The sequence below is a fragment of the Aliiroseovarius sediminilitoris genome (assembly GCF_900109955.1).
Classification (GTDB): Bacteria; Pseudomonadota; Alphaproteobacteria; order Rhodobacterales; family Rhodobacteraceae; genus Aliiroseovarius; species Aliiroseovarius sediminilitoris.
The window spans coordinates 1,850,037-1,870,088 of sequence record NZ_FOJB01000001.1; the positions used below are offsets into that span (position 1 = coordinate 1,850,037).

Annotated in this window: 22 protein-coding genes; 8 read left to right on the plus strand and 14 right to left on the minus strand. The window is 58.1% G+C overall.

Annotated elements, in window-relative coordinates:
- Positions 1-50: 50 nt before the first annotated feature.
- From BMY55_RS09175 to BMY55_RS09190, 4 genes are all read left to right on the plus strand, one after another.
- Positions 51-911 (plus strand): ATPase, encoded by an 861-nt coding sequence (locus BMY55_RS09175; protein ID WP_091432253.1) that lies wholly within the window; start codon positions 51-53, stop codon positions 909-911.
- A gap of 47 nt (positions 912-958) precedes the next feature.
- Entirely contained in the window at positions 959-1,897 is a 939-nt protein-coding gene (locus BMY55_RS09180; protein ID WP_091430085.1) for a homoserine O-succinyltransferase, read from the plus strand.
- A gap of 74 nt (positions 1,898-1,971) precedes the next feature.
- The gene (ppk2, locus tag BMY55_RS09185; protein WP_091430086.1) at positions 1,972-2,841 is read left to right on the plus strand and encodes a polyphosphate kinase 2; all 870 of its coding nucleotides are present in this window, start codon (positions 1,972-1,974) and stop codon (positions 2,839-2,841) included.
- Entirely contained in the window at positions 2,834-3,451 is a 618-nt protein-coding gene (locus tag BMY55_RS09190) for a TetR/AcrR family transcriptional regulator (protein WP_091430088.1), read from the plus strand. Before ppk2 ends, BMY55_RS09190 begins: the two co-directional genes overlap by 8 nt.
- A gap of 15 nt (positions 3,452-3,466) precedes the next feature.
- Here the strand turns inward: BMY55_RS09190 and BMY55_RS09195 are convergent, their stop codons facing one another.
- Genes BMY55_RS09195 through iscR form a run of 11 tightly spaced genes read right to left on the minus strand, consistent with a single transcriptional unit; the run spans position 3,467 to position 11,944 of the window.
- Positions 3,467-4,687 (minus strand): cysteine desulfurase, encoded by a 1,221-nt coding sequence (locus BMY55_RS09195; RefSeq protein ID WP_091430090.1) that lies wholly within the window; start codon positions 4,685-4,687, stop codon positions 3,467-3,469.
- A 14-nt stretch (positions 4,688-4,701) separates the two neighbouring features.
- Positions 4,702-5,304 (minus strand): YIP1 family protein, encoded by a 603-nt coding sequence (locus BMY55_RS09200; RefSeq protein WP_091430091.1) that lies wholly within the window; start codon positions 5,302-5,304, stop codon positions 4,702-4,704.
- 3 nt (positions 5,305-5,307) lie between these two features.
- Positions 5,308-5,796, minus strand: a complete 489-nt coding sequence (locus tag BMY55_RS09205; RefSeq protein WP_091430093.1) for a YIP1 family protein — start codon at positions 5,794-5,796, stop codon at positions 5,308-5,310.
- A 15-nt stretch (positions 5,797-5,811) separates the two neighbouring features.
- On the minus strand, positions 5,812-7,101 hold the full coding sequence (gene sufD, locus BMY55_RS09210) for a Fe-S cluster assembly protein SufD (protein WP_091430095.1): 1,290 nt from the start codon (positions 7,099-7,101) through the stop codon (positions 5,812-5,814).
- Positions 7,098-7,862, minus strand: a complete 765-nt coding sequence (gene sufC, locus BMY55_RS09215) for a Fe-S cluster assembly ATPase SufC (protein WP_091430097.1) — start codon at positions 7,860-7,862, stop codon at positions 7,098-7,100. The genes sufD and sufC overlap by 4 nt, the downstream gene beginning before the upstream one ends.
- Positions 7,863-7,874: 12 nt before the next feature.
- A complete protein-coding gene (locus BMY55_RS09220; protein WP_091432256.1) occupies positions 7,875-8,186 on the minus strand; it encodes a heavy metal-binding domain-containing protein in 312 nt (103 codons plus the stop codon).
- Between the two features lie 26 nt (positions 8,187-8,212).
- Entirely contained in the window at positions 8,213-8,407 is a 195-nt protein-coding gene (locus BMY55_RS09225; protein ID WP_143064318.1) for a hypothetical protein, read from the minus strand.
- Positions 8,404-8,829: a hypothetical protein gene (locus BMY55_RS09230; protein ID WP_091430101.1), complete on the minus strand. Its 426-nt coding sequence runs from the start codon at positions 8,827-8,829 to the stop codon at positions 8,404-8,406. The genes BMY55_RS09225 and BMY55_RS09230 overlap by 4 nt, the downstream gene beginning before the upstream one ends.
- A gap of 1 nt (position 8,830) precedes the next feature.
- On the minus strand, positions 8,831-10,354 hold the full coding sequence (sufB, locus tag BMY55_RS09235; protein ID WP_091430103.1) for a Fe-S cluster assembly protein SufB: 1,524 nt from the start codon (positions 10,352-10,354) through the stop codon (positions 8,831-8,833).
- A gap of 26 nt (positions 10,355-10,380) precedes the next feature.
- Positions 10,381-11,424 carry a cysteine desulfurase family protein gene (locus tag BMY55_RS09240; RefSeq protein WP_091430105.1) on the minus strand — a complete coding sequence of 348 codons (1,044 nt, stop codon included), beginning with the start codon at positions 11,422-11,424 and terminating at the stop codon, positions 10,381-10,383.
- Between the two features lie 58 nt (positions 11,425-11,482).
- Positions 11,483-11,944 carry a Fe-S cluster assembly transcriptional regulator IscR gene (iscR, locus tag BMY55_RS09245; protein WP_091430108.1) on the minus strand — a complete coding sequence of 154 codons (462 nt, stop codon included), beginning with the start codon at positions 11,942-11,944 and terminating at the stop codon, positions 11,483-11,485.
- Positions 11,945-12,132: 188 nt separating this feature from the next.
- Here iscR and BMY55_RS09250 point away from each other — a divergent pair, with 188 nt between their 5' ends.
- The gene (locus tag BMY55_RS09250; RefSeq protein ID WP_091430111.1) at positions 12,133-12,786 is read left to right on the plus strand and encodes an alpha/beta hydrolase; all 654 of its coding nucleotides are present in this window, start codon (positions 12,133-12,135) and stop codon (positions 12,784-12,786) included.
- An 11-nt stretch (positions 12,787-12,797) separates the two neighbouring features.
- Positions 12,798-13,013 (plus strand): hypothetical protein, encoded by a 216-nt coding sequence (locus tag BMY55_RS09255; RefSeq protein ID WP_091430112.1) that lies wholly within the window; start codon positions 12,798-12,800, stop codon positions 13,011-13,013.
- A gap of 12 nt (positions 13,014-13,025) precedes the next feature.
- Here the strand turns inward: BMY55_RS09255 and BMY55_RS09260 are convergent, their stop codons facing one another.
- Positions 13,026-13,436, minus strand: coding sequence for a VOC family protein (locus tag BMY55_RS09260; RefSeq protein ID WP_091430114.1), 411 nt, complete (start codon positions 13,434-13,436; stop codon positions 13,026-13,028).
- 309 nt (positions 13,437-13,745) lie between these two features.
- Here BMY55_RS09260 and BMY55_RS09265 point away from each other — a divergent pair, with 309 nt between their 5' ends.
- On the plus strand, positions 13,746-14,216 hold the full coding sequence (locus BMY55_RS09265) for an SRPBCC family protein (protein ID WP_177179320.1): 471 nt from the start codon (positions 13,746-13,748) through the stop codon (positions 14,214-14,216).
- A gap of 193 nt (positions 14,217-14,409) precedes the next feature.
- Here the strand turns inward: BMY55_RS09265 and BMY55_RS09270 are convergent, their stop codons facing one another.
- A complete protein-coding gene (locus tag BMY55_RS09270; RefSeq protein WP_091430137.1) occupies positions 14,410-15,888 on the minus strand; it encodes a carboxypeptidase M32 in 1,479 nt (492 codons plus the stop codon).
- A 9-nt stretch (positions 15,889-15,897) separates the two neighbouring features.
- Positions 15,898-17,046 (minus strand): heme A synthase, encoded by a 1,149-nt coding sequence (gene ctaA, locus BMY55_RS09275; protein ID WP_091430139.1) that lies wholly within the window; start codon positions 17,044-17,046, stop codon positions 15,898-15,900.
- Positions 17,047-17,242: 196 nt separating this feature from the next.
- On the opposite strand from ctaA, the gene gyrA reads away from it, so the two are divergent.
- Positions 17,243-19,975, plus strand: coding sequence for a DNA gyrase subunit A (gyrA, locus tag BMY55_RS09280; RefSeq protein WP_091432259.1), 2,733 nt, complete (start codon positions 17,243-17,245; stop codon positions 19,973-19,975).
- Positions 19,976-20,052 lie beyond the last annotated feature (77 nt).

The window sequence follows — 20,052 nt, forward strand, 5'->3', positions numbered from 1 at the left end:
TGACCCGCCCGCTTTCCCCGCTTACCAAGGGGCAAAATGGTGGATGCAAGATGTTGTATCAAAACGCACAGGAATGGATAGATGCCCCGCATAAGCGGGTGTTGTTCTTTGGCATGTCCGGGCTGGGCAAGACCTATCTTTCGACAATGCTGCGCGAACAGGGCGATTGGTTCCACTATTCCATCGATTACCGGATCGGCACCCGGTACATGGACGAATACATCACCGACAATCTGAAAACCGAGGCGATGAAAATCCCCTTTTTGCGCGAGCTTCTGCTGTCGGATTCGATCCGCATCGCACCCAAGGTAAGATTTGATCACCTGACCCCGGTTGCGACCTATCTGGGCAAACCGGGCGCGCCTGACAAAGGTGGCGTGCCAATCGAAGAATATCGCCGACGGCAAACGCAGTTTAGAACGGCGGAAACTGCCGCCCTGATGGACACCGGCCATTTCATCGACCGGGCCGAAAACATCTATGGCTATCCCCATTTCATTTGCGACAGCGGCGGATCCATCTGCGAATGGATCGACCCGGCCCTGTGCGAAAACGATCCACTGATTGCCGAACTCAGCCAGCACTGCCTTCTGGTCTGGCTCAGGGGGGACAAGGCTCATACCCGGCGACTGGTGGAACGCTTTGACCGCGCGCCCAAACCAATGGCTTATCAACCGGAGTTTCTGGCGCGTATCTGGGAAGATTATTTGTTAAAAAACAGCGTCAAGGCCGACGATGTTGAACCCGACGATTTCATCCGTTGGACCTATGCGCAGGCGCTTGCCCATCGCCAGCCACTCTATGAGCATATGGCGCGCTACGGTGTATCGCTCTGTGCCCATGACGTCGCTGCCATCAAGACCCCGGACGATTTCACGGCGATGATCGCTACGGCCATTGACGCCGCCTGATCCGACCTTATCTGACAGACTTCACCCGCAACCCAAGGACATGTGACATGCCGATCAAGATACCTTCCTCCCTTCCCGCAGCGAATGTGCTGAAGGATGAGGGCGTGATGGTCATGTCCGAAGATCAGGCCGACAAGCAGGACATCCGTCCGATGCGGATCGCTTTGCTGAACCTGATGCCCAAGAAGGTCGAAACGGAAACTCAGTTTGCACGATTGATCGGTGCCCATCCGTTGCAGATCGAACTGACGCTGCTGCGCCCGTCGGAACATACGTCGAAAACCACCAGCCAGGCCCATATCGGCGCGTTTTATCAACCGTGGGAGGACGTGCGCGATCAGAAGTTCGACGGGCTGATTATCACCGGCGCGCCGATTGAACACATGCCGTTCGAGGACGTGACCTATTGGGACGAGATCAGCCAGATCTTCGATTGGACCCAGACCAACGTGCATTCGACCTTCGGTGTGTGCTGGGGCGGTATGGCGATGATCTATCACTTCCACAAGGTTAAGAAGCACATTCTGGACGCCAAGGCCTTCGGGTGTTTTCCGCAAAAGAACCTTGATCCCGCCTCGCCCTATCTGCGCGGCTTTTCCGATACTTGCGTCGTGCCGGTCAGCCGTTGGACCGAAATGCGGCAGGACGAGATTGATGCCACAGTCGGGTTGACCACGCTTTTGGGATCGGATGAGGTTGGGCCGTGTCTGGTCGAAGACACTGCGCATCGTGCGCTCTATATCTTCAATCATTTCGAATATGATACCGGCACACTGAAGGGCGAATATGACCGTGATGTCGCCAAGGGCGCGCCGATCAACGTGCCGATAAATTACTATCCCGGCAACGATCCCGGCAAACGCCCTGAAAACCGCTGGCGCAGCCACGCGCATCTGCTTTACGCCAACTGGATCAGCGAAATGTATCTGACCACGCCGTTTGACATCGACCAGATCGGGGAAAGCAAGCAGGACCGCCGTAACTGAACCAACCGATGCAGCCTGCCAATTGCCAACCCGCGGCCTTCGCCCCATAATGGCGTGAAATCAGGAGTTTGCGTATGTCTTTGCCGTTCGATGGTGCCATCTCGAAATTCTTTCAAGAGACCGCGCCAGTTGCGGTCCAAAAGGCGATCACGGACGGCCGCAAGAAGGATATTCTGTCAGACAGCTATCCCTATCGCGCCCGCATGGACAAGGACATCTATCAGGCCGAGATTGAGGCCCTTCAGCTTGAACTGGTGAAGTTGCAGGCTGACGTGAAAGCCACGGGCAAGCGAGTCGTGGTCATCTTCGAAGGGCGCGATGCGGCGGGAAAAGGCGGCACGATCAAGCGATTTCGCGAGAACCTGAACCCGCGCGTGGCGCATGTCGTGGCCCTGTCCAAACCGTCGGACCGCGAGGCGGGGGAATGGTATTTTCAACGCTACATCAGGCACTTGCCGACCGAAGGTGAGATAACTTTGTTCGATCGGTCCTGGTATAACCGCGCAGTGGTCGAGAAGGTTTTCGGCTTTTGCACCGATGCCGAGCGAGAAGCATTCTTTCGTCAACTGCCCGAATTCGAGGACATGCTGGTCGACGAAGGCATTCATTTTGTCAAGATTTGGCTGAATGTCGGGCGTGCTGAACAGTTGCGCCGCTTCCTCGCCCGCGAAAAAGACCCTTTGAAACAGTGGAAACTCAGCTGGATCGACGTTGAAGGATTGAACCGCTGGGATGCCTATACCGACGCCATCCAGGAAACCTTTGATCGCAGCCACCGCCCACGTGCGCCTTGGACCATCGTCCGGTCCGACGACAAGAAACGCGCGCGTCTTGCCGCGATACGCGCTGTCCTTCAAAACATTGATTACACTGGTAAAGATTCGAACGTTGCCCATCCGCCTGACAGCACTATCAGCGGCGGGCCAGAGGTTTGGGATGGCTAAGCGCGGCTATCACCACGGGAACTTGCGGCAGGCGTTGGTCGATGCGGCGCTTGAACTGATCGAGGCGAAAGGCCCGACCGGCTTCACCTTGTCCGAAGCTGCCAAACAGGCGGGCGTCACGCCAGCCGCTGTTTATCGTCATTTCGCAGGGCGCGAAGATCTGATTGCCGAAGCCGCGCGTCAGGGGTATGAGATATTCGCCGATCTGATGGTCTATGCCTATAACAAGGGCCAGCCCTCGGCACTGGCCAGTTTCGAGGCAACCGGCCGCGCCTATCTGGCCTTTGCGCGCAGGTATCCCGGTCACTATATCTCGATGTTCGAAAGCGGGATTTCGATCAACCATTCTGCCGATCTGGCCCGTGTCGCCGGGCGGGCGATGGGTGTTCTGGAAAATGCGGCGGAAAAACTGGCGGAAAACATTCCCGAGGATAAACGCCCCCCATCGCGCATGGTCAGCGCGCATATCTGGGCGATGAGCCACGGGGTCGTCGAACTTTTCGGGCGTGGCAGCCCCGGCCAGAAAAGCCCCTTCCCGCCGGAAGAGCTGCTGGAAAGCGGGATCGGGATCTATCTGCGAGGGCTTGGTTTGATCCGGCCCGACGACTGAAGCGGGCCGGGTGGGTCAGACCAAAAGCCGGTGGCACAGTTCCAGCCCTTCGACCAGGCGATCCACCTCGTCCTTGGTGTTATATAGCCCAAACGACGCACGCGCCGTCGCGGACACGCCCAGATGCGCCATCAAGGGCTTGGCGCAGTGGTGCCCTGCCCTGACGGCAATCCCTTTCTTGTCCAGAATGGTCGAGATGTCGTGGGCATGGGCCGCGCCTTCCATCGTCAGCGAGAATATCGCCGCCTTGCCCGGTGCCGTACCCTGCACGTTGACCCAGTTCAGCCCGGCGAGCCGTTCGGTTGCATAGCTGGCCAACGTCGCCTCGTGCGCAGCGATGTTCTTCATCCCCAAGTCCATCAGATACTCCAGCGCTGCACCCAGGCCGATGGTTTGCACAATACCCGGCGTGCCCGCTTCGAATTTCAGCGGAGGGGCGGCATAGGTGACGCATTCTTTCGTCACGTCATTGATCATGTCCCCGCCACCAAAGAAGGGTTGCATTTCTGCCTGACGTTCAGAGCGAATATAGATCGCACCAGAACCGGACGGCCCATAGAGCTTGTGGCCGGTGATCGCATAGAAGTCGCACCCGATATCCTGCACGTCGACGGGCAAATGAACCGCCCCTTGCGACCCGTCTACAAGCACCGGAACACCCCGACGGCGGGCTTCGGAACAGATGGTCTTGACATCCACCACCGTGCCAAACACGTTCGAACATTGGGTGATGGCTATCAGCCTGGTCCGGTCGGTGATCGCATCCAGCAGTTTTTGCGGGTCAAGTGATCCATCGGGTTCGGGATCGACCCATTTCAGAACCACCCCCTGGCGTTCGCGCAGGAAATGCCATGGCACAATATTGGCGTGGTGTTCCAGAGTGGACAGGACAATCTCGTCTCCTGCCTGCATTCGTGGCGCTGCCCACGCATAGGACACAAGGTTGATGCCCTGAGTGGTGCCTGAATTGAAAATGATTTCCGACTCGGACCCGGCATTCAAGAACCGCGTGACGGTGCCGCGCACCGCTTCGTATTTCTCGGTGGCGAGGTTGGACAGGAAATGCAGGCCGCGATGGACGTTGGAATATTCCTCGGCATAGGCACGCGTCACGGTATCAATCACCACCTGTGGCTTCTGCGCCGAGGCGCCATTGTCCAGATAGGTCAGCGGTTGGCCGTTCACTTGCCGCGACAGGATCGGAAAATCGGCGCGGATTTTGTTGATATCGTACATGGCGCGGGCTCCGGTCAGTTAGGGGCGGTGGGCATCGGCATCGGCTCGACCCCCAGCAGCACAAGCACGAAAGACAAGGCGAACACCGCAACGATCATGAACCCCAGGATCGAGGTGAAAACCAACCCGGTCGACCGAAAGCCGTGGCTTTCAGTGGTGAAATGGCTTAGCACCCAGAAGAACAAAACGACGGACACAATCATCAGGATCGCCGCCAGTCCTGGTGCAAAAAACGTCAGAACCAGCGTCAGTGCCTGCAACATCAGGAAGATAAACTCCATCCACACCACGGTGATGATGGCGTCTGACAAAGCTCCTTGCCCGCCAAACATTCGCCCGATTGCGAAGATCCCCCAAGCCAGACCGAACATGAACACGGCTTCGATCACGCCCAGCAGAACCGGGCTGGACAATACGGTGCCCATCTGAGCGGGGTCCAGCGGATACATCATCCCCGCCAGCACGCCGAGTGCGGCGTTCACGACAACGACCAGCGCCAGCGCGGTCCAGAGGACCTCGCGCGGCAGATCCAGGTCGAACAGGTCGCGCGCGACCTTTCGCGGTTCGGGCACCGTTTGCAGCGCCATACCCAAAAGATAACCGGGATCAAACCGCATGGATCATCCTTCCACCCTACGTTCCGCTTCACGCAGGTTGATGGACCAGAACAGCAGAAAAGCCAACAGCGCAAGCGCGCCGGTCAGAGTCATTTGCACACCTTCGCCAATAAACCCCGCAACCAACCCCCAAAGAAGCCAAAGCGGAGTGGCACATAACAAGGCCCAGAACAGCGCAAACCGAGCGGCAAAGGCGTTGCCATGACCGCCGACAAGACGCATCAGGACATGGCTCAGCGTTCCGATCAGATAGAATGCCAGCGGCATGATGAAGATCCACGCCAACATGGTCGCCCCCATCAGCATATTCAGATCCTGTCCGGTTTCATGGGCGACACGCGCCAATCGGGGAAGTTGAGCGGCAAAGACCAGAAGGCAGCCCCCCATCAGAACGGCCAGGGCCTTGTCCTCACGCGCGCCCAGATCAAGCCTGCGCCGAAACACCGCGCGGGGCGCGCGGTAGCTTCGGATCACATCATCAATCACAGACATCGCATCTGGCCTTGGTCAGCCGCGATGGCGGGCAAGCCACGCATCCAGACGGTCATTGATTTCAGCCGCGATAGCGTCATCCTCGATCTCTTCGATCGCATCGGCCAGAAACGCCAGCACCAGAAGATCGGTGGCGATATGGGCCGGAACGCCGCGCGAGCGCAGATAGAACAATGCCTCTTCGTCGATCGCGCCGGAGGTCGAGCCGTGCGAACAGATCACGTCGTCAGCATAGATCTCAAGCTCCGGTTTGGCCTGGAAACTGGCGTCTTCGTCCAACAGAAGCGATTGCGACTTTTGATACCCATCGGTTTTCTGCGCATCCGGTTTCACAAGGATCTTGCCTTGAAACACCCCTTTTGCACCGTTTTTCAGGACTTTCTTGAACACCTGACGGCTTTCGCAGGACACGGCATCATGGGTGATGAACACCGTGTCATCATGGTGAAAATCGCCATCTGCCCCATCGCCCAAGGCAGCGCCCGCGACATGGGCCGTCGCGTTGTCACCCAAAAGCTCGATCACGCACTCATTGCGGGTCAGGCGGCCATTCACTGTCATGGTGAAGCTTTTGAACACCGATTCCGCGCCAAGGCGGGCAAACAGATGGGTGATGGCCTGCCGTTCGTGATCGCGACCCTGCGCGCGGATGTGGTGAAATTCAGCGCGATCGGCCACGTCCACCTCGCACACTTTCGAAAAACGGGCCGCGGCGGCTCCGTTTTCCAGAAGCGTCAGCTTCGCGCCTTCTTCCACCCGGATCACATGGTGCAACACCGCGTCCGAATTTGCGTCGTCGTGGCGATAGAACAGGCTGACCGGGCGGCTGACCTGCCCGGTGACGCGGATCACCACACCATCGGTGGCCATCGCTGTGTTATGGGCGGCCAAGGGGCGGGCGACGGGAGATTGGCCGCGTGCCTCCAAAACACCATAGAGGTCTTTGGCCCAGTGAATATCGGCAGCAGCCGCATCCGCCAGACGCTCGATCTCGATCCCCTCGTCCGACAGATCGTCCGAGGCATCTGCGTCAAACACACCATCGACAAAGACGACCGTAAGTCGGTCGATCGCATGAAAGACCGGCGGCTCGCCTGCATAATCGAATACGGCGGCGGGCGATGGCGAGGCCGCGATCAGACTGTCGGGCCACGTCCATTTCCAATACTCATCCCGGCGTGTGGGCAATCCCACATCGGCCAGCCGCGCGGCGGCATCGGCCCGTGCTTCTTGCGCCCATGCACCCGAGACCGGGCGCGCATCGGCACTGATCATGGGTGTGGCTTGTTTTGTGGCGGTGTTCATGCCTCGACCTCCATCTCGGCAAGGATGTCGGCATAGCCGTTGTTTTCAACTTCCAGCGCCAGTTCGGGACCACCCGATTTGACAATGCGACCGCCTGCCATGATGTGCACCACGTCAGGTTTGATATGGTCCAGCAGACGCTGATAGTGGGTGATAACAAGGAAAGCGCGGCCCTGATCGCGCAAGGCGTTCACGCCTTCCGACACCAGCTTCATGGCATCCACATCCAGACCGGAATCGGTTTCGTCCAGAATGCACATCTTCGGTTCCAGCATCGCCATTTGCAGGATTTCGTTGCGTTTCTTCTCGCCACCCGAAAAGCCGACATTCACCGGGCGTTTCAGCATCTCGGCGTCGATTTTCAGCTCTTTTGCCTTTGCGCGGATGAATTTCAGGAAGTCGGCGGCCGACATTTCCTCTTCGCCGCGCGCTTTGCGCTGCGCGTTCACCGCGGTGCGCAGGAAGGTCATGTTGCCCACGCCGGGGATTTCGACCGGATATTGGAAGGCCAGAAACAGGCCAGCCGCGGCGCGCTCTTCCGGTTCCATCTCCAACAGGTCAGCGCCTTCCAACGAGGCACTGCCTTCGGTCACTTCATACCCATCACGGCCCGACAGGACATAGGACAGCGTCGATTTGCCCGAGCCATTTGGACCCATGATCGCATGCACCGACCCGGCGGGCACCTCAAGGTCGACACCTTTCAGAATGCGCTTGTCTTCTTCTTCAAGTTTGACGTGCAGGTTATTGATTTTAAGCATTTTATATCGTCCTTACGAAACAGTGACAGCCGTGCCCGAGGCCGACACCATCAGCATGTTGTTGATCACTTCATAGTCGAGGTCCACGCCCACGACCGCGTTGGCGCCCAGTGACGCCGCGTGTTCTTCCATCTCGGCCAGCGCGGTGCGGCGCGCCTTGCCCAGTTCTTCTTCATAAGCCCCCGAGCGTCCGCCCACGATGTCGCGCACCTGTGCAAATAGATCGCGAAAGATATTCGCCCCCAAAATGGCTTCGCCGGTGACGATGCCGTGATAGGCAACGATGGGATGACCTTCTACGGATGGGGTTGTGGTGATAATCATCTTATCCGCCCTTTTTTCACGCTGCATCAGCGCCACAGATCCAACAGTTTCATCACACCGCGCGACGCAGCCCATCCCAGAAAGATGCCGAACGGAATCCAGATCATCGGGTTCAGCTGATCCATCTTGTGAGTGTTGATGTAAATCACAGCCGCGCCGCCACCGATGGCCGGCAGAATATAGGGTATGGCGCTTTCCACATTACTCAAGAAGTCTCTCACCCTGCCCCTCCCGCACCGAAAAATTTGAACAGTCCAAGCCCAAGCGCGAGGACAACAAAGGCTCCGATCACAAAAGATGGTGGGGCCATGCGGGTCTTGCGGCGCAGGGCGTTCACGATGACGCTGACCAGAAACCATGATGGAATAAGCGCGATCCAAGCGACCGAAAGAAGCGCGACAGGCATAGCAAAGGCCCCGGGGGTATCGTTTTGCGTGACACGTTCTGGTGCCAGATCAGAAATCGCCTGTAGGTTTACAAACAGCAACAGCACCACCGCCGAACAGACTCCCCCAAGCATCGCCCACTTGCCCGAAAGCTTGTTGTCATGGCGCGGTGCGGACGGGGGCTGCGCGTCCGGTTGCACACCGCGTCCTTGCGCATCCAACCGGTCCGGCATGTCTTGGAAGTGGTCCTGGCTCATTTTACCCCACCGACCCCTCCAGCGATATCGCCACAAGCTGTTGGGCTTCCATGGCAAATTCCATCGGCAGGGCTTGCAACACTTCCTTGGCGAAGCCGTTAACGATCAGGGCCACGGCCTCTTCTTCGTCCATGCCCCGCTGGCGGCAATAGAACATCTGTTCGTCATCCACCTTCGAGGTCGTCGCCTCGTGTTCCACGCGCGAGGAATTGTTCTTCACCTCGATATAGGGCACCGTATGTGCGCCGCATTTGTCGCCGATCAGAAGGCTGTCACATTGCGTATAGTTACGCGAGTTCTTGGCCTTCGGGTGCATCGAGACAAGTCCGCGATAGGTGTTCTGCGCCACGCCCGCCGAGATCCCCTTGGACACGATCCGCGATTTGGTATCGCGCCCCAGATGCACCATCTTGGTGCCGGTATCGGCCTGTTGATGGTTGTTGGTGATCGCGATGGAATAGAACTCGCCCTGGCTTTCATTGCCGCGCAACAGGCAGGACGGGTATTTCCACGTCACGGCGGACCCGGTTTCGACCTGCGTCCACATCACCTTGGACCGGTCGCCCCGGCAATCGGCGCGTTTGGTCACGAAGTTATAGATGCCACCCTTGCCGTTCTCGTCGCCGGGGAACCAGTTCTGAACGGTCGAGTATTTCACTTCGGCATCTTCTTCGATGATGATTTCCACCACGGCGGCGTGCAGCTGGGCGGTGTCGCGCTTGGGGGCCGTGCACCCTTCCAGATAGCTGACATAGGAGCCCTTGTCCGCGATGATCAGCGTGCGTTCGAACTGGCCGGTATTCTCCGCGTTGATGCGGAAATAGGTGGACAGCTCCATCGGGCACCGGGTGTTGGGCGGGATATAGACGAACGACCCGTCCGAGAACACCGCCGAGTTGAGCGTGGCGTAATAGTTGTCCGACACCGGCACGACGGAGCCGAGATATTTTTTGACCAATTCGGGATGATCGCGGATCGCGTCCGAGATGGAACAGAAAATCACGCCGGCCTTTTTCAGTTCAGCCTGAAATGTGGTTCCCACGGACACCGAGTCAAACACCGCGTCCACGGCGACCTTCCGCCCTTCGGCGGGCACGTCTTCGGCGCCTTCGACACCGGCAAGGATCATCTGTTCCTTCAGCGGTATGCCAAGTTTTTCGTATGTAGCCAGCAGCTTGGGATCAACATCGTCCAGCGACTTCGGCTTCACCTCCATCGACTTGGGACGGGCATAGTAATACTGATCCTGAAAGTCGATCTCGGGATAGCTGAGCATCGCCCAGCTTGGTTCGACCATCTTTTCCCAGCGCGCAAAGGCCCCGAGACGCCATTCGGTCATCCATTCGGGTTCTTCGTTTTTCTCGGAAATCAGCCGCACGATATCGGGATTAAGGCCCTTGGGGGCATAATCCATCTCGATATCCGTTTCCCAGCCGTACTTGTATTGTCCAGCCAGCGTTTTTACCGCCTCGACGGTTTCTTCTTCAACGCCTTCTTTGACGTTCAGTTCATCTACACCGGCCATGTTGTCCTTTCATCCAAGCAAAGGGCCTAGCGACCCCGCGCCCGGAATTTCTCGTATTCCATGATCCATGCCTTGGCAAAGGCACGCACCTCATCCTCACTCGTCATGGGGCCAAGCGAGACACGCAAAGCGCATCCCGCATGTTCCCGGTCAAAGCCCATTGCCACCAAGGCGGCGCTGGATTTTACCTTCCCGGATGAACAGGCCGAACCTGCGGAAACCGCAAACCCGGCAAGGTCCATCACCATCACCTGTGTTTCACCCTTCCAGCCCGGAGTGATGAAGCACGAGGTGTTGGGAAGCCTGTTCGCATCATTCCCGACAAAAATAGTCTCTTTTGCCGATTCCGCAATGGTGTTTTCTAGAATCTTTCTAAGTTTTTCGGTGACAGACATAACGCCACCCTCCAGATCGGTCTGGGCCGCACGGGCAGCGGCGGCAAATCCGGCAATACCGATCACGTTTTCAGTGCCCGACCGACGACCCATTTCCTGCCCGCCACCCTTGATCCGCGCTTCGATATCCGTGCCACGTTTGACGATCAGGGCACCCACGCCCTTCGGCCCGCCCAGTTTGTGCGCCGAGACGATGGCCATCTGCGCCCCGCACCAGTTGAACGCAAAAGGGATCTTGCCAAAGGCCTGCGTTGCGTCGGTCAGGAAAAGCCCGTCCGGCAGTGCCTGAATTACACCGGTTTCGGAGTTCGCGACCTGCAATGCGCTTTGCGCTGGGTCAGCGACGGACACCGCGCCGTTGATGTCAGCCGTCAGGCTTTCGTCGCACCAACTGCGCACCGCGTCATGTTCGATCCCCGCACAGGCGATCCCGCGCCCTTGTAAGGCCAGCGCCGCCGCTTCGGTCGCGGACGAGGTGAAGATGATATCGGCCCCTTCGGCCCCCAACGCCGCGGCCAGGTCTTTGCGCGCCCGTTCGATCAAACCTTTCGCCGCGCGCCCCTCAGCATGGACGGATGACGGGTTGCCCACCAGATCCATCGCCGCAATCATCGCCTCCCGCGCCTCGGGGCGCAGAGGTGTTGTGGCGTTCCAGTCAAGATAGGTTCGGGGCACCGACGGGTCCTATTCGATTACGCGTCTCAGGATGGCAGGCAAACGCCGCTGCCGCCTATCATTCCTCATCCACAACCGCAAACAATGTCGGCACTGCGGGGCATGGTGTCAGCTCGTTCTTCACCACGTCCGACAGGCGGGTCTGGTGCAGGAATACATAGACATGGGCCGACAGACCCTCCCACAACCGGTTGGTCATGGATTGCGCCTTGGAGCCAGAGCTTGCACCCGATGCCCCTGCCCCTTTGTGCATCGCAGACACGGTTTCGTCCACGGCCGCAAGGACCTCGGACACCCGAATATCGGACGCCGCGCGCGCCAGTTTATAACCGCCGCCCGGCCCACGCACGCTGTCGACAAGACCGGCACGCCGCAATTTAACAAAGAGCTGTTCCAGATAAGGCAGGGAAATGTCCTGACGTTTGGCCAGATCGGTCAGCGACAAAAGGCTGTCGCCGTTTTGCAACGCCAGATCGGCCAGCGCGACCATCGCGTAACGCCCCTTGGTTGACAGCTTCATCGCGTAACCTCTCTGCAAAAACATTGACCTTTTGAACTATCACCACTAGGTCACTTAGGACTGGCAAAGGCAGGTTCCAGACCTGTCAATTCGCCACCCCTGTATTATGGTGCGGGTCCGTATGCGTCAAGAATGCTGGCAGTGGCAGCCTGACGCAGGATCTGACGAAAAAAAGAGGCCGCAACCGAATGCCCGAAGTGATTTTTCCCGGCCCCGAAGGCCGTCTTGAAGGCCGCTATCACGCCCAGAAGGAAAAAGACGCCCCCATCGCCATCATCCTTCATCCGCACCCGCAATTCGGCGGCACGATGAACAACAAGGTGGTGTATAACCTGCACTATGCGTTCCATAATATGGGCTTCAACGTGCTGCGGTTCAATTTCCGTGGCGTGGGTCGCAGTCAGGGCGAATATGATCAGGGTGTGGGCGAATTGTCCGATGCCGCGTCGGCGCTGGATTATCTGCAATCCATGAACCAGAACGCCAAACATTGCTGGGTCGCAGGCTTTTCCTTCGGCGCTTGGATCGGCATGCAGCTTTTGATGCGCCGCCCGGAAATCACCGGCTTCATCTCGGTCAGCCCGCCCGCCAACATGTATGATTTCAGCTTTCTGGCACCCTGCCCCAGTTCCGGCCTGATCATCAACGGCACCGCCGACCGGGTGGCACCCCCGGCAGACACTCATGCGCTGGTGAACAAGCTGCACGAGCAGAAAGGCATCACCATCACACATACCGAGATTGAACGGTCGGGTCACTTCTTTGAAAATGACCATATGGACACCATGATCACGCATGTGGATGAATATGTGCGCCGCCGCCTGACAGAAACCACTCGCTGAACGAGGCGCCGATGGATCTTCTTGAACAAGTCGCAGACGCCATGGCGAAAGACGTGCTGGAAGCGGTCGAGTTGACGGGCGAGGAAGATCTTGTTGATGAGATCAAGAAAACCATTGGCGCATCCTCGACCACGCTGGAAGAGGCATTCATGACCGCGGTCCGCATCCGCCGGGCCGAGGCACGCGGGCGGGCGCAGCTAAAGCTGTTGCTGCGGAAACTGACCTGAAGTTGTTCTGGTCTAGCCTGCGTTTTCTGTGCGGGAATCGTCCCATTCACAAGGCTGCCAAAGTTCAACCTTGTTGCCCTCCGGGTCCATGATCCACGCGAAATCACCGTTCTCGTGACGCTCAGGTCCGGCAACGATCTGCACACCTGCCGCCTTCAGTTGGGAAAGCAGGCCGTCCAGATCATCCACTCGATAATTGATCATGAAACCCGCAGTGCTTGGGGCAAACCAGGTGCTGTTGCTGTCCGCCGTCGCCCAGACAGTCAACCCCCCATCATTGGCTTCGTCGTCCTGCCAGTTCAGAACCGCGCCGCCAAAATCTGATAGCTCGATCCCCAGATTGTCCCTGTACCAGTTTGCCAGAGATGCTCCGTCTCTGGTCGACTGAATGAACACGCCGCCGATGCCGGTTACTTTTGCCATTTGGAATCCTTCTGACTGTCAATATGATACCACGGAAGATTGTTCGTTGATTGTTGGGTTTGAGCCCATAGTTACCGATGCCGCGGTTGGGACGAACCGGTCATTTGCCGATGTTGGAGACATTTGATCACAATGCTCGGATGGCTGTGCCGGGGTTTAACGAAACCACAGACTTCCGCGGCGTGCACCACAGCGAGCCGGCCATTGGGTATATTTAACCTTTGGTCAGGTGCCCTTTTATGGTATTCTGAACTTGCGAATGATTTGTCGCGCAAGCAGATAGGATTTGGTCAAAGTGGGACACAATCAATGAATCCGATTCTGATAACTTCGCTGGCAGTGCTCGTTCAAGCCACCGCCACTGTCGGATGGGCGGAGCAATACACGGTCGAACGATCATTGCAAGTTTCGTCTCCGAAAGACACGGTTTGGAATCAAGTGGGCGATTTCTGCGATATTGACGATTGGCATCCGGCGGTAAGTGACTGCAGTCTCAAGGTTATCGACGGGTCTCTCCACCGTGTGTTGACGTTGACTGATGGTGGAGAATTCGTCGAAAAGCGGATCGCAGTGGAACCGGGGCTTTCCTACACCTACAGGATCGTCAGTTCTCCACTACCGCTTGAAAAATACACCGCGACGTTTTCGATTACACACGGAGACAGTACGACCATCACTTGGGCTGGTCGTTTCTCGGCAGATGATCCCGAGACTGAGAAAACGATTGCCGGGATCTACGAAGCCGGACTGTCTGCAATCGAGGAACGGCTGGCTGACTAATTTCTGTGCAGGAGATTTGGCTTCTTCTGCCCGTAAACCGGGTCTTAGCCGGAACCGCCCCGACGTCCGCAAAGTGCAGGTTGCCATCGTCGATATGGGCAAGGTGAACGACTGCAAGGTCCCGCAAGGCCGCGATTGATGCTTGGTCCATTAGCCCCGACTTACTAAGCGCAAAACTGATCGAATTCTCCAATCAAAGCCTATAGATCTCGCCAAACTTAGCCTCAAGGTAGGCCAGCAACGGCTCGACCGAGACTGGCTTGCCGGTGGCCCCTTCGATCACCGCTTGCGGCGCGCAAAGCGCGCCGTGCCGTTGCACCTTGTCGCGCAACCAGTCGGTCGCATAGGTCGCGTTGCCCTGTGCCAGTTGCACATCCAGATCGGGTCGGTCGTGCTGCAACGCCTCGTGCAAACAGCCCGCATAGACATTGCCAAGGCTATAGGTCGGGAAATAGCCAAACAGCCCCACCGCCCAATGCACATCCTGCAACACACCGTTCGCGGCGCGATCAACCTCGTATCCGAAATCGGTCACGAACCGCGCGTTCCACGCCTCTTCCAGGTCCGCCACATCCAACTGGCCCGCGATCAGACGACGCTCCAGATCGAAGCGCAGCATGACATGCAGGTTATATTGCACCTCGTCCGATTCCGTGCGGATATAGCCCTTTTCCAGCCGGTTCACGGTGCCATAAAAGGCATCCGCATCGCTGGCTGGCGCATGGCCAAAGCGGCGTTGCATTCGATCGAAAAGCCAGGCCGAAAAGGCGCGCGAGCGGCCAAGCTGGTTTTCGTATATCCGCGACTGGCTTTCATGCACCCCCATCGAGGCACCGCGCCCGATCGGCGTCAGCAAATAGGCGCGGTCGACATTCTGTTCGTAACAGGCGTGGCCGACTTCGTGGATGGTGGAATAGAAACAGTTGAACGGATCGGTATCGCTGGTGCGGGTCGTGATGCGCACATCAAGGCCAGAGCCGGAACTGAAAGGATGCACCGCCTTGTCGATCCGCCCATGGGTCAGGTCATAGCCAAAGGTGCGCGCCAGCTTGGCGGACAGCTTCATCTGTTTCTTGGCCGGATAGGTTCCGATCACCTTCTCGGGCTGGTGGGCCGATCCAAGTGCCGCATCCCGCAGCTTGACCAATCTGGAACGCATGGCGTCAAACATCGTTTGAATGTCCTGACCTGACGCACCGGGTTCGTAATCATCCAGCAGCGCGTCGTAAAGATCGCCGCCATTGGCAAGGGCGGCGGCCTCTTCCCTCCGCAGTGCGACGATTTCTTCCAACACAGGGCAAAAAGCGGTGAAATCATCCTTGGCCCGCGCATCCGCCCATTTGCGTTGGGCGGCGGATGTGGCCCGCGCGATCGCCATCGACAAATCCACCGGCACCTTCAGCGCGCGGGTCTGCGCGCGTCTGATTTCACGAATTTGTGCGGCATCGGCCGGGGTCAGTTTACTGGCCTCTACGGCTTCAAGCCACTCGGAAATCCGCGGGTCAATGCGGCGCGCATGCAGCACGTTCTCGATCGCGGCCATTTCCTCGGCCCTCTGCGGTGCGGCCCCTTCGGGCATAACGGTTTCCTGATCCCAGCCAAGGCGACCGGCGATTTCGGCCAGCGCCTGCGTGTCGCGCTGAAACGCCATCAAATCATCAAAGGCAGTCATCTGTCACCTTCACTTGCGAATGGATTGCTCGGCGGGGTAGCCCGCCATAAAACGGGCGTTCAGGATCAAAACCCAGGTCAGGATTGCACCAACCTGATGCGTGATCGCCACATGCAGCGGAGAGGCTTGCAATACCGTGGTGATACCCAGCACCACCTGCCCCAACACCATCAGCGTGGCGAGGGTGAAGCCCGACCGCACCATCTGGTTGCCCGACCGGCGCGAGGCGCGCCAGACCACGATGGCAAAGATCGCCAGCAAGTAACCCGTGATCCGGTGCATGAATTGCACAAGACCTGCATTTTCAAAAAAGTTGCGCCAGACCGGACTCAGGCCAAGCGCGTCCGGTGGGAAAAATTGTCCCGCCATCCACGGCCAGTCGACAAAGCTGCGGCCTGCGTCGATCCCGGCGACCAGCGCGCCCAGAACGATTTGCAACAGTGCCAGATGCATAAGGCCGGTGCCCATGCCGAACAATTTTGTCTCGCGTCCACGACGTGCCGCCATCAGGCTTGCCTCTTTCCGGCCCAGCATAAGCACATACCATGCGATCAGCCCCAGTATGACGAAGGCCAGACCAAGATGGATGGCCAAACGGTAGGACGCCACATCGACCCGGTCGCCTGACAGGCCCGAGGACACCATCCACCAGCCGATGGCACCCTGCAAACCGCCAAGCGCGCCCAGAAGCAGCAGACGACCGGTCCAGCCATTGGGGATCTTGCGCGCTGCCAGAAAACCGAAAAAGCCAACTGCCCAGACCAGACCGATGAAACGGCCCAACTGGCGATGGCCCCATTCCCACCAATAGATGGATTTGAAATCGACCAGATCCATGCCGCTGTTTTGCAGCTTGAATTCAGGGATTTGCTGATATTTCCCAAACTCTGCCGCCCAGTCGGCATCGTTCATAGGTGGCATTGCCCCGGTAAAGGGTGCCCATTCGGTGATCGAAAGACCCGAATCCGTCAGCCGCGTCAACCCACCGACGACCACCATGGCCGCAACCAATGCGAACAGTAGCATCAGCCAAAGTCGCACCGCCCCGCGCGCCGCTCCTCCGCCTGATCCCCGCTCGATCACACCCGCCTCCGGCGCGGCGCGCGACGTCGTGGTGTCGTCGCTGACTTCTTCAAAAATACTGCGGGGTTTGGACATTCGGCTCTCCCATAGGCTTTGGCGCGATACTCGTTTACTTGACGCCGATTGCCAAGGGGGCAACCGTCAAGAAAAACCGTGATTTTCCGCCGGTTTCAGGGGCAAATCCAGTCCTTTTGGTTGCCCCTGCCGTCAGGCCAATGATATAGTTCCCAGACCTAGATATAGTGTGAAATGCACCAAAACGGCGGACAACGTGACAGACACCCCAGAACCCCCTGAGCAGACAGGCGAATTGCCGCCTGAACGACCCCAATACGACGGCCCCCAGATCACAATCGAAGAGGAGATGAAGACCTCCTATCTCGATTATGCGATGAGCGTGATCGTCAGCAGGGCGATCCCTGATCTGCGCGACGGGCTGAAACCCGTGCACCGGCGTATTCTTTACGCCATGTACGAGACGGGCAACTCGCACGACAAACCCTATCGTAAATCGGCCCGCCCGGTGGGCGACACAATGGGGAAATACCACCCGCATGGTGACAGCGCGATTTATGACGCTTTGGTGCGCATGGCGCAGCCGTTTTCCATGTCGCTTCCTCTGCTGGATGGGCAGGGGAACTTCGGTTCGATGGACGGTGATAACGCCGCGGCCATGCGATACACAGAAGTGCGGATGGACAAACCCGCCGCCTCGCTGTTGGCCGATATTGAAAAAGACACGGTTAATTTTCAGGACAACTACGACGGCAAAGATCTTGAACCGACCGTCTTGCCAGCGCGTTTCCCGAACATGCTGGTCAATGGCGCCGGCGGCATCGCCGTTGGCATGGCAACAAACATTCCGCCTCACAATCTGGGCGAGGTTGTGGATGCGACGCTGGCCCTGATAGAAGACCCGGACCTGACGTCGGAAGGCTTGATGGACTATGTCCCCGGCCCCGATTTTCCGACAGGGGCTATCATGCTGGGCCGGTCCGGTGCGCGAAAAGCGTATCTGGAAGGGCGCGGCAGCGTCATCATGCGCGCCAAGACCCGGATCGAGGAAATCCGCAAGGACCGTTATGCCATCGTGCTGGATGAAATCCCCTATCAGGTGAACAAGGCCACGATGATCGAAAAGATCGCCGAACTTGTGCGTGACAAGCGGATCGAAGGCATTTCGGCTGTCCAAGACGAAAGCGACCGGATCGGTGTGCGCGTGGTGGTCGAGTTGAAACGCGACGCGACCCCCGAGGTCGTGTTGAACCAACTGTTCCGTTATACCCCCATGCAAACCTCGTTCGGTTGCAATATGCTGGCCCTGAACGGGGGCCGTCCCGAGCAACTGACGCTTCGCGATTTTTTGAAATATTTCATTAGCTTCCGAGAGGAAGTTGTCACGCGCAGGACGGCATTTGAACTGCGCAAAGCGCGGGAGCGCAGCCATGTTTTGTGTGGTCTGGCCGTGGCCGTCACCAATGTTGACGAAGTGGTCGCCACCATCCGTGCCTCGCATGACCCGGCGGACGCCCGTGCCAAATTGATGGAACGTCGCTGGCCTGCGCGTGACATCGCGGAATATATTCAGCTGATCGACGATCCGACCCACAAGATGAACGAGGATGGGACCTATAACCTGTCCGAAACGCAGGCCCGTGCAATTCTTGAGTTGCGCTTGCAACGCCTGACCGCCATGGGCGTGAAAGAGGTCACGGACGAACTTCAAGACCTTGCTGCAAAGATAAGAGATTACTTGGATATTCTTCGGTCTCGTGAACGTATCATGGCGATCATCTCGGACGAGCTTACCGAGGTGAAAGAGGCTTACGCCGTGCCGCGCCGCACCGAGATTGTCGACTGGTCCGGCGACATGGACGACGAAGACCTGATCGAGCGCGAAGACATGGTTGTGACCATTACCGCAAGCGGATGGGCCAAGCGCACGCCGCTGGCCGACTTCCGTGCGCAGAAACGCGGCGGCAAAGGCTTGTCGGGGATGCAGACCAAGGACGAAGATGCGATTACCACGCTCTTTGTCGCCAACACCCATACACAGCTTCTGTTCTTCACCGATGACGGGATGGCCTATAAGCTCAAGACCTGGCGCCTGCCCCAAGGCGGACGGACCGCGAAGGGCAAGCCTCTCGTCAATATTCTGCCGATCCCGACCGGGGTCTCAATCGCCGCGATCCTGCCGGTCGACCGTGATGAAAAAGACTGGGACGACCTGCAAATCGTTTTTGCGACCTCCAAGGGCTCGGTGCGCCGCAACCGCCTCTCGGATTTCACCAACGTCATGCGCAACGGCAAGATTGCGATGAAGTTCGAAGGCGAAGACGAAGGCACCCGCCTGATCAACGCCCGCATTTGCGACGAGAATGACGACGTGATGCTGGTCACTTCCGGTGGGCGGGCGATCCGGTTTCCTGTCACTGACGTGCGGGTGTTCAATTCGCGCTCCTCAACCGGTGTGCGCGGGATCAAGCTGGTAAACGAAGGGGATGAGGTCGTATCAGCCTCGGTTATTCGCCACTTCGAAGCCACGCCGGACGAACGCGCAGGCTTCATCAAGCGGTTCCGGTCTGAACTTGGCAATGACAGTTCGGACGAAGATACGAGTGAAGACAACGCAGGCGATCTGTCCGAAGACCGCTATCGGCAAATGCTGGCGGCCAATGATTTGCTTGTGACAATCAACAAACGCGGCATTGGCAACCTGACCACCAGTCATGATTACCGCGTCAGCGGCCGTGGAGGCCAAGGTGTGGCGGCGATGAAGGGCGGTGAAATCGTCGCCTGCTTCCCGATCGAGATGGACGACCAGATCATGTTGGCCACATCTAAAGGGCAATCCATCCGCTGTCCGGTCAACGGCATCAGCTTCCGCTCGCGCAGCGCAGGCGGCGTCAAGGTGTTCAACACCGGTAAAGGGGAAGAGGTCGTCTCGGTCGCGCGGATCATCGAACAATCCGAGGATGAAGACGCCACAGACGGTGAAAGCTAATCCGCTGGCTCCACTTCCACCCCTTTTCTGCATCAACGGTGCTGAAAAGGGGCTCTTCCCTTTTGCCCGACGATCTC